Annotated in this window: 13 protein-coding genes; 9 read left to right on the forward strand and 4 right to left on the reverse strand. The window is 44.9% G+C overall.

The window, feature by feature from the left end; translation table 11 throughout:
- Window positions 1-20 precede the first annotated feature (20 nt).
- Together BM030_RS12860 and BM030_RS12865 are read left to right on the forward strand one after the other, a co-directional pair.
- Window positions 21-695, forward strand: a complete 675-nt coding sequence (locus BM030_RS12860; protein WP_090974009.1) for a response regulator transcription factor — start codon at window positions 21-23, stop codon at window positions 693-695.
- Window positions 696-1,970 carry a sensor histidine kinase gene (locus BM030_RS12865; RefSeq protein WP_090974010.1) on the forward strand — a complete coding sequence of 425 codons (1,275 nt, stop codon included), beginning with the start codon at window positions 696-698 and terminating at the stop codon, window positions 1,968-1,970.
- On the opposite strand, the gene BM030_RS12870 is transcribed toward BM030_RS12865, so the two are convergent.
- Window positions 1,963-2,214, reverse strand: a complete 252-nt coding sequence (locus BM030_RS12870; RefSeq protein WP_090974011.1) for a hypothetical protein — start codon at window positions 2,212-2,214, stop codon at window positions 1,963-1,965. The genes BM030_RS12865 and BM030_RS12870 overlap by 8 nt on opposite strands.
- 518 nt (window positions 2,215-2,732) lie before the next feature.
- Between BM030_RS12870 and BM030_RS12875 the strand changes: the two genes are divergently transcribed.
- The 5 genes from BM030_RS12875 to BM030_RS12895 all read left to right on the forward strand — a co-directional run bounded on the left by BM030_RS12875 (window position 2,733) and on the right by BM030_RS12895 (window position 12,891).
- Window positions 2,733-5,864 carry a SusC/RagA family TonB-linked outer membrane protein gene (locus BM030_RS12875; protein WP_090974012.1) on the forward strand — a complete coding sequence of 1,044 codons (3,132 nt, stop codon included), beginning with the start codon at window positions 2,733-2,735 and terminating at the stop codon, window positions 5,862-5,864.
- Window positions 5,865-5,875: 11 nt separating this feature from the next.
- Window positions 5,876-7,327, forward strand: coding sequence for a SusD/RagB family nutrient-binding outer membrane lipoprotein (locus tag BM030_RS12880; RefSeq protein WP_090974013.1), 1,452 nt, complete (start codon window positions 5,876-5,878; stop codon window positions 7,325-7,327).
- 12 nt (window positions 7,328-7,339) lie between these two features.
- Complete coding sequence (locus BM030_RS12885) at window positions 7,340-7,792, forward strand: hypothetical protein (protein WP_139215892.1); 453 nt, start codon at window positions 7,340-7,342, stop codon at window positions 7,790-7,792.
- A 398-nt stretch (window positions 7,793-8,190) separates the two neighbouring features.
- On the forward strand, window positions 8,191-11,406 hold the full coding sequence (locus BM030_RS12890) for a SusC/RagA family TonB-linked outer membrane protein (RefSeq protein ID WP_090974015.1): 3,216 nt from the start codon (window positions 8,191-8,193) through the stop codon (window positions 11,404-11,406).
- Window positions 11,407-11,418: 12 nt separating this feature from the next.
- Window positions 11,419-12,891 carry a SusD/RagB family nutrient-binding outer membrane lipoprotein gene (locus BM030_RS12895; protein ID WP_090974016.1) on the forward strand — a complete coding sequence of 491 codons (1,473 nt, stop codon included), beginning with the start codon at window positions 11,419-11,421 and terminating at the stop codon, window positions 12,889-12,891.
- 58 nt (window positions 12,892-12,949) lie between these two features.
- Here BM030_RS12895 and rplI read toward each other — a convergent pair whose 3' ends face one another.
- Genes rplI through rpsF form a run of 3 tightly spaced genes read right to left on the reverse strand, consistent with a single transcriptional unit; the run spans window position 12,950 to window position 14,040 of the window.
- Entirely contained in the window at window positions 12,950-13,393 is a 444-nt protein-coding gene (rplI, locus tag BM030_RS12900) for a 50S ribosomal protein L9 (RefSeq protein WP_090974017.1), read from the reverse strand.
- Between the two features lie 12 nt (window positions 13,394-13,405).
- Window positions 13,406-13,669 carry a 30S ribosomal protein S18 gene (gene rpsR / locus BM030_RS12905; protein ID WP_079716629.1) on the reverse strand — a complete coding sequence of 88 codons (264 nt, stop codon included), beginning with the start codon at window positions 13,667-13,669 and terminating at the stop codon, window positions 13,406-13,408.
- A complete protein-coding gene (rpsF, locus tag BM030_RS12910) occupies window positions 13,669-14,040 on the reverse strand; it encodes a 30S ribosomal protein S6 (protein WP_090974018.1) in 372 nt (123 codons plus the stop codon). Before rpsF ends, rpsR begins: the two co-directional genes overlap by 1 nt.
- A 182-nt stretch (window positions 14,041-14,222) precedes the next feature.
- Between rpsF and rplU the strand changes: the two genes are divergently transcribed.
- The gene (gene rplU / locus BM030_RS12915) at window positions 14,223-14,534 is read left to right on the forward strand and encodes a 50S ribosomal protein L21 (RefSeq protein WP_090974019.1); all 312 of its coding nucleotides are present in this window, start codon (window positions 14,223-14,225) and stop codon (window positions 14,532-14,534) included.
- A gap of 19 nt (window positions 14,535-14,553) precedes the next feature.
- The gene (gene rpmA / locus BM030_RS12920) at window positions 14,554-14,952 is read left to right on the forward strand and encodes a 50S ribosomal protein L27 (protein ID WP_090974020.1); all 399 of its coding nucleotides are present in this window, start codon (window positions 14,554-14,556) and stop codon (window positions 14,950-14,952) included.
- The last annotated feature ends 35 nt before the right edge of the window (window positions 14,953-14,987 follow it).

A 14,987-nucleotide genomic window follows, 5' to 3' on the forward strand; every position in this document is an offset into this window, starting at 1 on the left:
TTGTGGCTAAAGCTGTTACCATGAAGATACTTATCATCGAAGACGAAGAAGGGCTGAGGGATAACATTTCCCAGTTTTTGAATAAAGAGCAATACACCGTGGAAACCGCCGGTGATTTCCATGCCGCTATGGAAAAGATAGCCGGTTATGACTATGACTGTATCTTGCTGGATGTGGGGTTGCCGAACGGGAACGGCTTGGATATTCTTAAGTCGCTTAAATTCAGACAAAAACGCGACAACGTTATCATCATTTCCGCCAGGGACTCATTGGACGATAAGCTGGAGGGGCTTGGGTTAGGGGCGGACGACTACCTTACCAAACCCTTCCATTTGGCCGAATTGAACGCCCGTATCAAGGCGGTATTGCGGAGAAAAGCGTTGGGAGGCCGCAACGTGGTTAAGCTGAATAATATGGAGCTGGATTTCGACGAACGCACGGTCAGCGTTTCAGGGACTGATATCCATCTCAACCGAAAGGAGTTTGACATCCTGGCCTTTTTTGTGGTCAATAAAAACCGTCTGATATATAAATCGGCTTTAGCCGAGCACGTCTGGGGGGATCATATGGACAATGCCGATAATTTCGATTTCATCTATTCTCAGATTAAGAACCTACGGAAGAAATTAAAGGAGCACGGAACCAATCTCGAAATACAGGCAATATATGGCGTAGGCTATAAGTTAACCGTGTAAATGAAGCTGCTCAACCACACGCTGCTGTACCTCTCGGCCTCCCTGGTCTTTATCCTGAGTACGTGGGCGGTGGTCTTTTACTTCAGCATGATGGACGAGGTCTATGACAGTATAGACGACGGCCTCGAGAACTATAAGATCCTTATCATAAAAAAGGCCATCCAGGACACGACATTGCTAAGCAAGCGGGATTTCGGCGAAAGCAATTATGCTATCCGGCCGGTTGCACGGGAATGGGCATTGCAGGCCACAGAGGTGTTCAAGGATACCGCCATGTATATGCAATATGAGGAAGATTATGAGATTGTGCGCATGCTGACCACCTATTTTTCCACGTCAGATAATCGGTATTACGAGCTGAAGATCATCGCTTCCATGGTAGAGGAAGACGACTTGGTAGCCGATTTGCTCCATGCTTTGCTGTGGCTATACCTGGCCGTGATAGCCAGCGCCTTCATCATCAACAACTGGGTACTGCGCAAGATATGGCGGCCGTTTTACCAGTTGCAGGATGAATTGAAAGGATTCCGGCTCGGCGAAGACAAGCTGTTCCATCCGCCGGAAACCAAAGTCCGGGAGTTCCGTGATATGAACGAAACCGTGGCCGTGCTTCTTAAAGCCAATATCGAAGTGTTTCAGCAACAGAAACAGTTTATTGAAAATGCCTCCCATGAACTGCAAACTCCTTTGGCGATCGCCATCAACAAGCTGGAGCTCCTGCTTGAGCAGTCGCCCGGCACAGATGAGCAAGCACAACGCTTAGCCAACGTTATCCAGCACCTGGAACGGATGACCCGGCTCAATAAATCGCTGCTGTTACTGTCAAAAATAGAAAACAAGCAATTTTCACAAGATCAAACGGTAGATTTCAATGCGCGGTTGCGCCAACAGGTAGACGATTTTACGGAATTGCTGAACTACAAGGATATCCGAGTAGAGCTGATTGAACAGGCCAATTTAACGCAGCGTTTTAATGCCGACTTGGCCGATATACTGATTACCAACTTATTAAAGAATGCTGTCGTACATAATTACGAAGGCGGACTGATACGTATTACGGTGATGGGTAACGGTTTTGAAATCGCCAACACCGGAAAGAAGCAAGCATTAGATCCGGAAAAAGTATTTACCCGTTTTTATAAATCGCCGGACCAAACCTCCTCTACGGGATTGGGGCTGGCCATTGTTAAAGCCATCGCCCAGTTTCATCGCGCGCATGTGAGTTACACGTACACCGACAACCTACACCGAATCCGTTTCGAGCTATTTACGTGATGTAATCTTCGTCTGCCCGGTTCAATGGCTTATTGACCTCTTCTTCTTCTATGCCAACTTTCCTTCGCGGTCGACCGAGGAGGAAACCGACCACGGCGCCGATAAAAAACATGGTTGCCATGACCGCCAACTTCGGTACCGTTCTGGTACCAAATATCCAGAAATTGACCTCATCCATGTTTTTCATGAGGATAACCGTAACCAATACGGTGATCACAACGATAAAAATGGTTTTTGCGCTCATACGATGAGATTTTAAGGACGAAAGTAGAAAAAAATAACGATGGTGGAAGCCAATTTCTTTAACATTTTTTAACTTTTTTTTCATAACTATTTGCTAATACGCGCCAACATTGTATTTTTGGGGCAGCGATAGAATTAAACACACATTAGCAAAGCACGTTTTAAACGCACACTTTGGTTTCTTTTTTACTCTACGTAATTGTCAGTTAGTTTCGCTATTCTCGCCAGTTTTGGCTGGAAGTTGAGTAGCATTATTTGGTTGTCTTAAATGCGCGTTTAAACAACGGCTTTGCGGTATAGCAAGGCACGCCATGTTTGGAAGAATTACATCGACCGCCACTTTACGAAGCGTAGCAACGCTTAGACCTTTTTTTCAATTGGGTTATTATTCACTTGTAATCAAGCCGGGTGAGTAAGTGATTGTATCTAATATCGCGTTCGATCGGGATGCCGATAGGATCAGATTTTCTCAATATCTCTATATAATTCACAATTTTATTTAATCAAATTCACAAACACATGAAACAAAAATTACTATGTTTCTTTATGTTGGGGATACTGCTGATGGGATCGGCGTATGCCCAGGAAAGGAGAATCAGCGGTAGGGTAACGTCTGCGGAAGACGGGGCACCGATTGCGGGAGTGTCTGTCATAGCGGTGGGCACAAACATTGCCACGCAGACAGATGAGTTGGGGTTGTTTTCCATTTCTATTCCTGTTTCGGTTAATGAACTGGAGTTTAGATTTATCGGATACATCTCAAAAACGGTAACAATCGGAAGCAACACCAACATAAATGTTGCACTAGATTTGGATGCTTCTGAGCTACAAGAAGTGGTAGTAACCGCCATGGGGATAGAGCGATCCGCTAGATCGTTAGGTTATTCTGTGTCGGAAATTGGAGGCGATGAGCTTACGAAGGCAAGGGAAACAAACGTCGTAAATTCGTTAGCAGGCAAAGTTGCTGGTGTACGAGTTACTTCTCAATCAGGAACACCAGGTGGTTCGTCAAAAATTGTTATTCGTGGTGTATCTTCGATTTCTTCTTCTGGCCAACCTATATTCGTAATTGACGGTTTACCTGTTGATAATGGAGCACCGCAAATTTCGACGGTGTCATCATCGGTGCCACAAGGTAGCGCAGGAGCTGATTTTGGTAACAGGGCGGGCGATATTAACCCAGACGACATAGAGTCCGTGACGGTTTTAAAAGGAGCTGCAGCAACGGCTCTCTATGGAGCTAGGGCAAAAGACGGAGCGATAATAATAACAACCAAAAAAGGAAGCCAAGGAAGAGGTACGGTAACGATCAATTCTTCAGCGCGTTTTGACAACATGTTAAAAGTGCCTGAATTTCAAAACGAATATGCGCAAGGAATACAGGGTGTATATAACATAGCTAATACTAACGGTTGGGGGCCGAAAATAAGCGAGGTTCAAGACCGAACATTTCCCAATTTTTTGGGTGAACAGGTTACCTTACAAGCTTATCCAAATAATTATAGGGACTTTTATGAAACGGGAGGTACGTATATCAACAATATAGCGTTTCAAGGAGCCGACGATCGCGGCGACTATAGGCTTAGTTATACGAACACCGAACAATCAGGAATTGTACCCGGTTCCAAATTTAGTAGAAATAATATCGGGATTAATGCGGGCCGGAAAATTTTTGACGGACTGGATGTCAGAGGAACGGTAAATTATAACAGAAGTACTAGTGATGGTCGGCCCGTGCAAAGTAGTAATAATCCAAATGTTTTACAGTCACTGGTTCTTACGTTACCGAGAACCGTAGATATCGGCTTGGTTCGGGATAATTATGTAGACCCCATTACCGGAGAACAAATCACGCTAACGCCTTCCAGAAACGGAAACAACCCCTATTGGATTGTAAATAATAATAACTTTGGTAATATAGTTGATAGGGTATATGGAAACGGCATTGTGACCTATAAGCCTTTGGAATGGTTAACAATATCCAATAATTTTGGTACTGACTTCTATTATGAAAAAAGGCTTGGCACTACGAGAAACGGTACTATCGGAGACCTAACCGGGAGCTTTTTTCAAGGTAATATACAAAACCGCGTGATTAATAATGACTTTATTATCACCGCTGAAACTAGGCTTAATGACGACTTGGGATTAAAGGTTATTGCAGGTCATAATATTTACGAAAATTACTACGAACGCATTCTGTCAAATGCCGAACAGTTGACCATTCCAGGTTTATACAACTTTTCGAATGCAGCTTCGGTTTTAACAACCAACACGTCCAACAAAAGGAGGTTAGTAGGCGTATATGGCGATATAGGCTTGTCTTATAGAGATTTCTTGTTTTTGAATATAACCGGTAGAAACGACTGGAGTTCGACATTGCCAATAAGCAATCGTTCGTATTTCTATCCGTCGGTAAGTTCTAGTTTTGTATTTAGTGAGTTGTTAGAGACTTCTTCTTGGTTTAATTATGGTAAGTTGAGGTTGAGCTGGGCTAGTGTAGGAAGTGGAACTGAACCTTATTCTTTAGCTTTTGTATATAATCCACAGTCGGCTGGTTTTGCGCAATATGGATATGGTTCTCAATTCCCATTCAATGGAGCACTTGCATTTTCGGCACCAGGAACTATCCCAAATGCCAATTTAAAGCCACAAAACCAGACTACCTATGAAGTTGGGGCTGATCTCGCTTTTTTTAATAATAGAGTTAATTTGGATGTTACATATTATTACTCTAATACTATAGATCAGATAGTGTCTCTCAGTATTCCTCAATCAACGGGTTTTTCATTCAGGTCTGTTAATGCGGGATCTGTAATCAATAAGGGTTTTGAAGCTATGTTGGGTATCGTCCCTGTACGGGTAAATGACTTCAACTGGAAAGTCGATTTTAATTTTTCAAGTAATAGGCAGAGTGTCGAACTTCCAGATGAAATTGCCTCGTATACCGTGCAAAGTGGATGGAGTGGTTTACAAGTGAAAGCGGAGACGGGAAAACCTTTTCAAATATATGGGGTGGGTTGGGAAAGAGATCCCAACGGAAATATAGTAATTGATGAGGCGACGGGACTTAGGAGGACGATAGCAGATCAACCTCTTGGAAATGTATTTCCGGATTGGATGCTCGGCATAAATAATTCTTTCTCTTACAAAGGTTTAAATCTCGGGTTCCTTGTTGATATTCGTCAAGGAGGAGTGCTCTATAGTAATACCGCGTCAACTTTGAGAACAAGTGGTTTAGGATATGAAACTTTGCAGAATAGGGGAGATAGGTTTATTGATAGGGGAGTGGTATTGCGTGATGGTGAATATGTTCCCAATGACGTCCCTGTTCAAAGCATGCAAGACTTTTGGGGACAAATGTCTACATCAAATACTGAGGGCAACATATTTGATGCCTCGTATGTTAAGTTGAGGGAGATCGTTCTGTCTTATCAATTGCCATCCAAATGGTTACAAAGTGGCCCGAACTTCATTAGGGGAGCTTCGATAGGTGTAGAGGGAAGAAACTTGTGGATCATAAAGGATAATGTGCCTCATATTGATCCAGAAGTGAATTTCTTTGGCCCCACCAGTTTAGGAGAAGGGGTAGAGTTCAACTCGGTTCCCAGTACGAGAACAATTGGGTTTAATTTGAGAGTACAACTTTAAAATGTAAAAAAATGAAATTCAAGATAAAAATAATCGGTTTGATTCTCACGGCAGCTATTGCGCAGTCCTGTGAGAAGTATTTGGATATTAATGAGAATCCGAATGCTGCTGAACGCGTGGATCCAGATTTATTGTTTTCATTCGCGACGACTTCGTATATTAATCTAAGGTCAAGTGGGGATTTGTATATCCCTTTGGCGCTTGCAGGCCAATCCATTTCTTCTGGTGGCAATAATCCCACAGGGTGGGGGTTGGTTTCCGAACAGCAATACGATATATCGCCTTTTAGTTTGGGTAATGCATGGTCCACTTATTATGTAAGAGGAGGGAACAATCTTAAGCAGGCAATTCAGATTGCAGAGAATTCTGAGCCAGTGAACAGTAACGCTGCAGCCCAAAGTAAGGTGTTGCTAGCATTGATAGCTTATGAGACCGCTACATTGTACGGCGATGTACCCTTTACAGAAGCATGGAATCTGGATATCAGCTATCCAAAATTTGATGAACAGAAAACTGTTTTGGAAGGTGTAATAGCTTTATGTGATAACGCACTTGGTCAGTTTGATGAAGTAAGTCCGCTTAAGATTTCTGGTGCTTATGACATGTTTTATGGCGGAGACATAGCGAGATGGAAGCGACTTGCAAAGTCAATTAAATTTAGGACATTAATGACAATGGTGGATGCTGACCCAGACAAGGCTTCCCAAATTGCTCAAATCATCAATGAAGGAGGGATGGTTGATTCTCCGGAAGATAATTTTCTCGTTCCATACGAAACTGCTTCTGGGAAGAGAAATCCTAAATATGCTATTAATTTGCAATATAATGGCGGTGTTAATTTCTTTTTCGGATCTTCTTACGTCGTAGATTTTATGGAGGCGATAGACGATCCTAGGTTGCCCAAATTTTTCACTAAGCCAGAGGCTGCGGACAGGTATGTTGGCTTAGTGCCTGGCGCTAACGGAAATAACGATGAACACGTTAGGATCTCTACCGAGTTACATGCAGCCGATGCACCTGAGGTTGTTTATAATTATCAAGAACAATTATTTTATGAGGCGGAAGTTTATGCAAGGGGGCTAGGTGTGGCGGTTGACTTAATTAGAGCAAACGAGTTGTTTAAAAGTGCGATTGAAGAAAGCTGTGTATTTTATGGAGTTACTCGGGCAGATGCAGAGGCATTTGTTGATAGATTACCGACATACTCAAACGCTGCAGACTTGATTTATCAAATTCATTACCATCATTGGATAGATAAGATGGACAGGGGAATTGACGCTTTCACCCAGTGGAGAAGGTCCGGGCCTGAGGGGGAGGAGGTGCCAAACTTGACGTTACCGGTGTTGGCGCCCCAAGGTGGATTGTTTAGGAGGTATGAATATGCTCCAAATGAATTGAATAATAATCCGAATGCACCCAGCCAAATAATTCGGTATTTTGAGAAAACTTGGTTTGACTTGTAAAACATTAGTGTTATGAAAAGAGTATGTGTTTTTTTATATATGCTGCCGTTGCTATCAATAATGGCCGCTTGTGAGGAAGAAAGTTTGGGGGATAACTTCAATTTTGACCAGAAAGTCGCAGCATACGTTGCTTTTAATAGTACGGCGGCCGTCAATGTAAAGGAAGGAGAAGATGTGACATTTTCTTTCGAAGTTAGAACCGCAATGCAACAAGATATTACCATTACCTATGTGGTGTCGGGAGACTTTGATATTGATGAGCAAAGTGTTGTTTTACCTAGGAACTCAATGTCAGTAAGTACTACTTTGTCAATTCCAGAGGGTACTATTGTCGAACCAGCGACTACTGCAACGGCGACGGTTTCGTTGTTGAAAGCTGTTACCAGTGATGGTAGAGAGCTCAGTATAGGTCGTCTCAATGATCCCGAAACGCAAAAAAAGGTACTTAACATAACTTTACCTTAAAACAACAGTACCTTCTTAAGAGGCCGTCTCATTAACTTATGAGACGGCTTTTTTTTGTGCATACTTATAATAGTTTACATAATTGGAAACGGATTTTTGCCGATGATTCGGTTACTGGAATTGTCTCTGCTGTACTCCACTCGTTACCGGCGTTCGTAGATATATGCTATTTCTGATTTAATTTCCGTACTAAGAACGAAAGAGCCGAAACGTGAAACGTTTTTCACTGCCCTTGTGCCGTTTAAACCAAGGAATAAGCGCCTGTAGAATAATCTACCATCACAACCAATTCCCCTGAACAATTGTCTTGCCGGTTTGTTGCGATCTAACGGAGGATATTGATTTGATATAGTATCCATATTCGTTTTATCAAAATCAAAGCACATGAAAGCAAAAGTATGTCTCTTTACCTTGGGGTACTGTTGGCGGGCATAGTGTATGCCCAAGAAAGACGGATATCCGGAAGGGTGACTGATGGTGTCGGTGGCGAACCGTTGGCCGGAGTGTCGGTGGTTGCGACGGGCACGTCGGTTGGGGTGGTGACCGACCAAAGTGGGGGTTATTCTATAGTGGTGCCTCCTGAGGCTAGGTCATTAACCTTCAGTTATATTGGTTATATGAGCCAAACGGTAACGATAGGCGAGTCGACAACAGTCAACGTCGCGTTGGAGTCGGAATCGTCTGAACTATCGGAAGTCGTCGTAACGGCGAACGTAATTGCAAGGGAACGGCGCACCCTGGGGTATTCAGCACCAACGGTGAGCGGTGCAGAATTGACACAGGGCCAGAATCCGAGCGTGATTAATTCGCTGGCAGGAAGGGTGGCCGGCGTCAATATTACATCCACTGCAAATACGCCGGGTAGCTCTTCCCGGATTGTATTCCGCGGCGGAACCTCCATATCTGGGAACAACCAAGCGCTTATTGTTGTAGACGGTGTGCCCATTGACAATTCAAGTGTGATTGGGGGGCAGAATGCGTTGTCTAGTTTGGACTTCGGTAACCGGGGAAACGACATTAATCCGGAGGATATCGAGTCGGTGACAGCATTGAAAGGACCGGCTGCGGCTGCGCTGTATGGGTCCAGAGCAGCTAACGGGGCGTTGATCATTACGACGAAAAAGGGTCGGCGAAATGCGGAAAAGACGGAAATCACCTTCACGACGACGAACACGTTGTCTTCTGTTTTGAAGCTTCCGGACTTTCAAAACGAATATGGCCAGGGATTTTTGGTGGGATTCGACAGCGACGGTAATCCGGTGTATGAAAATGATCCGAAAGAGAACTGGAGCTGGGGTGCTCCGTTCACAGGCGAAATTCAGCCATGGGGACAGGAAATCAATGGTGTTCGGCTGGAAAAACCGTATTCGGCCCAGCCGGATAATGTGCGGAATTTCTTTGACACGGGGATTGCCTCCAATAACAACTTGTCGTTTTCTGGCGGGGGAGAGCGTTCTACTTTCTTTCTGGGACTGAACTCGCTAAACTCAAATGGTGTGTATCCTACCGCTGTAGACAATTATAATCGTTACGGTGCCCGCTTTAACGGAACAATGGAGTTCAATAATAAATTTAATGCGGGAATCTCCTTAAATTATACAAGAATAAACAGTAGTACGGTGGGTGGGGGCCAGAACGACGCATCGGTCTATGATAAGGTATTGCAAACGGCCAGGGATATTCCGATTGATAGGATGGGAGATTTGAGCAACCCGTATTTCGGGTTTGGAATCGTGGATGCGAACGGGGTGTTTCAGGAAAATCTTTATGGATATACGGGCGCTTATGCAATTAGTCCGTATTACGTATTGGAGAACTTCGAAAACCTCAATGATGTGAATCGGATTACCGGTAATGTCAATATTGGTTACAAACCGCTGGAATGGCTGGATATTGAGGAGCGTATCGGCGTGGATACGTACTCCGACCGCCGGCGGGAAATGACCCCTAAGTATGAATTTTATCCGGCGGATGTTACGTCTGGAAATTACGATCCGAATGATAATGCGTATATCAATAATGGCGGTTACAGGATATCGCAGTTTAATGTCAGTGAAATCGTACACGACTTGATGGCTACGGCAAGGCATCAATTTAATCCTGACTTTTATGGTTCATTGATGATCGGCAATAATATCCGGCAGCGCCATGTTACGAATAATGTTACGGCGACGAACGCGAGCGGCGGATTGGTGGTTCCGGGATGGTATAACCTTTCAAATAGTAATGGACCGGTTAACGTCATACAGGACAACTGGAGCCTTAGGCGGCTGGTAGGTGTTTACGGGCAATTGAGCCTCGCTTATCGGGATTTTCTGTTTCTGGATGCAACCGCAAGGAACGACTGGTCGTCTACGTTGCCAACCGAAAATAACTCGTTTTTTTATCCAAGTATCAGCGGGTCATTTGTTTTCACGGAATTGCTCCAATCCAATACGGTTTTACCATTCGGTAAGATAAGGGCCAGTTGGGCCCGGGTAGGTAACGATACCGATCCGTATCAGTTGTTGACAACGTTTTCGAGAAGCCAGATTAATAGCAGCTTCGGGAGTACAACGTTCCCGTTCGGGAATGTAGCGGCGTTGATGTCGGGCAGTACAATTGGAAATCCGGATTTGAAGCCTGAAATCACTACATCATTGGAATTGGGTACTGAACTGGCTTTTTTTAGGGGCAACAGGTTGTCTGTTGATTTCACGTGGTATAGCAATTCATCAACGAACCAGATATTGACGATTCCCATTCCTAATTCGACGGGGTATGGCTTCAAGGTGATTAATGCGGGTACCGTAAATAACAAAGGTGTTGAATTGGCATTGCGGGGTACGCCGATAAGGACAACGGATTTGGTGTGGGAACTGTACGGAACGTTTACGAGAAACCGCAACAGGGTTTCTGACCTCGGGGTCGACCAGATTGTTATCGGCGGTTTTTCAGGGATGAGCATCGTTGCGGCAGAAAATCGACCTTATGGTGAATTTTATGCGGTGAGTGAACAAAAGGATTCCGAGGGCCGGACAATCATCGACCCGGAAAACGGTATGCCGTTGATAACGCCGACGGCGGTTTATCTGGGAAGCTATAACCCTAATTACCAGGCGTCTTGGGGAACGAATTTGAATTACAAGTCGTTGTCCTTCGGTGTGTTGTTTGATACTAAGCAGGGAGGCAAATTTTGGTCCCGCACGAAGGATATTATGGCGTTTGTGGGAACATCTGCGGAAACCGGGGGAGAGCGTATCAACGCGATTTTCCCGAATTCGGTTTACCTTGATGAGAATGGTAACAGCGTAACAAATACCGAGTATACCTACATCAAACAAAATTACTTTCCCGGGCGTGAAGCTGGTGTCAGCGTAATTGATGGCTCGTTTGTGAAGCTGCGTACGGCGAGTATTTCTTATACGTTTAATGCGCAGCAACTGGGGCGTACGCCGTTCGGGGCGCTGACCGTGGGCTTGTATGGAAATAACTTATTTATCTGGACACCGGATGAAAACCAGTTTGCCGACCCGGAGATTAATTCTACAGGTGCCGGAAATGAACAGGGGTTTGATTTCACAGCTCAGCCATCGGTGCGGAATTACGGGTTGAATGTAAGGGTCACATTTTAATAGAATTTCAAGATGAACACACGATATTATTCTTTGAATAGGCGGATCGCCGGGATCGGGCTTATTGCTGTTATTGGATTTTTGGGATGCAGTAAGTTCCTGGATATTAATGAGAATCCTAATAACCCAGACTCGGCAGCACCGAGTTTGCTGTTGCCTACTGTGGAAGCTGCGATCAGCCAGGTGGTTGGTAACCAGTTCCAGATATACGGAGGTATATGGGGGCAATACTGGGCGCAGAATGTGGCGTCATCGCAGTACCAGACCTTGGAGCAATACAACATTAACAGTTCGGCATTCAACAATACATGGAGCATTCTTTATCGGAGCGCGTTGAACAATGCTCAGCTTATTATCAATGACAGGGAGACCGCATCGGCTGAGCATTATAAAGCCATTGCTTATATTTTGAAAGCCTATGCGGCTCAATTGGCCACGGATGCGTTCGGCAGTGTGCCAATGAGTGAAGCTTTGAATGCAGCGGGGTTTGACAACCCGAGTTATGATGAACAGCGGGTGGTTTATGATAGCATTTTCCAGTACCTGGATACGGGGATTGCGTTAGCACAAACACCCAATGCTATTAATCCCGGGGCGCAGGATATGTTGATGGGCGGTGATATGGATCAGTGGGTGGCTTTTGCGAATACGCTTAAACTGCGAGCATATCTTCGTTTGTCTGGCGTTGAACCTCAACTGGCTCAAGCGGGTATAGAGGCATTGTATGCTACAAACCCCGAGTTTTTAACTACGGATGTGTCAATTGAGTATTTAACGGTAGGTGGGAATGAAAATCCGCTTTATAATGAAATGGTGGGGTTGGGTTATACTCAAAACTTGGTGGCCAGTGCCACAGCGGTTCGTGCCTTTAACCGGAACAATGACCCTCGCGTCTTTGCTTTTTACGATAGGCTCGAAGGGGTAGATACGATAACGTACCTGCCACAGGGTGCTTATAATAATCCTGATTATACAGGGAGGTCTTATTCGCCGCCTTCTGCTTTAGTGGGAGCGCGGGCAAACAACCCTAATTCAGCAACGGCACCGGTGAAACTTATCTCGGAGGCGGAAAGCTATTTCCTTCAGGCGGAAGCTGCAGTCCGCGGATGGGGAAGCGGGGATGCCCGCGCGTTGTTCCGGGAAGGCATTGAAGCCAGTTTCCGGGCGACGGGCCTGACTACCGCGGATGCCAACACTTATTTTGCAGCTGCGCCGGATGCTGAGGCGCTGTTCAATGCGGATCCATTGAAAGCCATTATTACGCAGAAATACTATGCCATGAATGGTTTCCAGGGATTTGAAGCATGGACGGAATGGCGGAGGACAGGTTATCCGGATTTTTTGGTGGTTTCCGAGGCTTCCATATTGGGCGAGGGCCGCATGCCCCTTCGTTTTCCATATCCGAATAATGAAGTCACATCGAATGCGAATTTTCCCGGGTTGGAGCTTATCTACACGCCGGTATGGTGGGATGTTGAAGACTGATGGAAAAAAAACAGGCGGGAATTTCCCGCCTGCTTTTTTTATTCCAGCTATAGCTGGTTTATTCAGCCACAACCTCGAAAGGAACCTGCACCTTCACCTCTTTGTGAAGGTTGAGGTTAGCGACATATTCGCCAACCACTTTCGGTTCGGTTTCGAAGGTGATGCGACGCCGGTCGACCTCGAAACCTTGCTTCTTCAGCGCGTCAGCGATTTGAATGCTGTTTACGGAGCCGAAAATCTTGCCGGATTCGCCGGCCTTGGCACCGATAGAAAGCTTAACGCCTTCCAGCTTGCCGGCCAGTTCCAAGGCATCTTTTTTGATTTTCTCCTGCTTGAACTGCGCCTGGCGGATATTTTCGGCCAACACCTTCTTGGCCGACTCGGTAGCGAGGACAGCGTATCCCTGAGGAATAAGGTAATTGCGCCCATAGCCGGGTTTTACGGTGACGATGTCGTCCTTCTCACCCAACTTTTTTATATCTTGTTTTAAGATTACTTCCATGTCGTTTCCTCCTTATTTTAATGAATCTGTAACATAAGGCAACAGCCCGATGTGACGGGCGCGCTTCACTGCCTGGGCTACCTTGCGTTGGAATTTCAATGAAGTGCCGGTGAGCCTGCGGGGCAATACCTTGCCCTGGTCATTAACGAATTTCAGTAGGAAGTTGGCATCTTTATAGTCAATGTATTTGATGCCGTTTTTCTTGAAGCGGCAATACTTCTTGCGGTTATCCTCCACCTTGGGAGCGGTAACGTATTGGATTTGCTCGTTTGCCATTATTGTGCTACCTCCTCAGCTTTGGGCGCTTCGGCCTTTTTGTTGAAAGCACCACTGCGTTTTTTCTCATTGTACGCAATGGCATGTTTATCTAATTTTACAGTCAGGAAACGCATTACACGCTCATCGCGCTTGTATTCAATTTCCAGTTTGCTGATTAATTCACCGGGAGCCTTGAATTCGATGAGGTGATAGAATCCGGTTGTTTTTTTCTCAATCGGATACGCTAATTTTTTCAAACCCCAATTGTCCTCGTGGACAATTTCGGCTCCGCCTTCAGTAAGGATGTTCCGGAATTTGGCAATCGCCTCCTTTGAAACTTCCTCGGAAAGCAACGGGGTAAGAATGATAACGGTTTCGTACTGTTGCATACTTTCGTTTAAATAATTTTAAAAAAACCTAAAATCCGCTCTAAAACGGGCTGCAAATTTATGCATAAAGTTTTTGATATCAAAGCGGTGTCGGGGTATTTTTTCTGTCTAAAATTTGAATAATAGAAATAAAGCGTTACCTTTGCGCTTCGAATTTTTAAGAAACAATTAATTCATTAACAATGTACGCAATAGTAAATATAGCCGGACAGCAATTCAAAGTTGCAAAAGACCAACAGCTCTTTGTACACCGGTTACAAGGAGATGAGGGCGCTAGTATTGAATTTGACAACGTATTGTTAGCGGAAGACGGTGGTAAATTTACCATAGGTGCGCCTACGGTGGAAGGAGCTAAGGTTTCGGCTAAGATTTTGTCACATTTGAAAGGGGATAAGGTGATCGTGTTCAAGAAAAAACGCCGTAAGGGTTACAAGAAAAAGAATGGACACCGCCAGCAATTCACCAAAATCGAAATCACTGGAATTACCCTATAAATTTAATAAAGGATAAGACATGGCACATAAAAAAGGTGCGGGCAGTTCGAAGAACGGCCGTGAGTCACACAGCAAACGTTTAGGAGTGAAAATATTCGGTGGCCAGGCAGCCATCGCCGGAAATATCATCGTACGCCAACGGGGCACGAAACACCACCCTGATTTGAACGTAGGTATGGGCAAGGACCATACGTTGTTTGCGCTTATTGACGGAAAAGTGGTGTTCCGTAAGAAAGCGAATAACAAATCGTATGTTTCGGTGGTTCCTTTTGACCATGAGCCGGTAGCGGCCGCGCAACCCAAGGCTGAAGCCCAGCAAAGTGAAGCTGTAGCGGCAGACGTTCCAGCAGAAGCCGGGGCAGAAAAGAAACCAGCAAAAGCCAAAAAAGCAAAAACTGAAACTGAAGAAGAAGCATAAGCAAATCTTCTTTGAAAAGCAGATTAGCGATTAAG

The sequence above is a fragment of the Parapedobacter composti genome (genome assembly GCF_900112315.1).
In the GTDB taxonomy this organism is placed as follows: Bacteria; Bacteroidota; Bacteroidia; order Sphingobacteriales; family Sphingobacteriaceae; genus Parapedobacter; species Parapedobacter composti.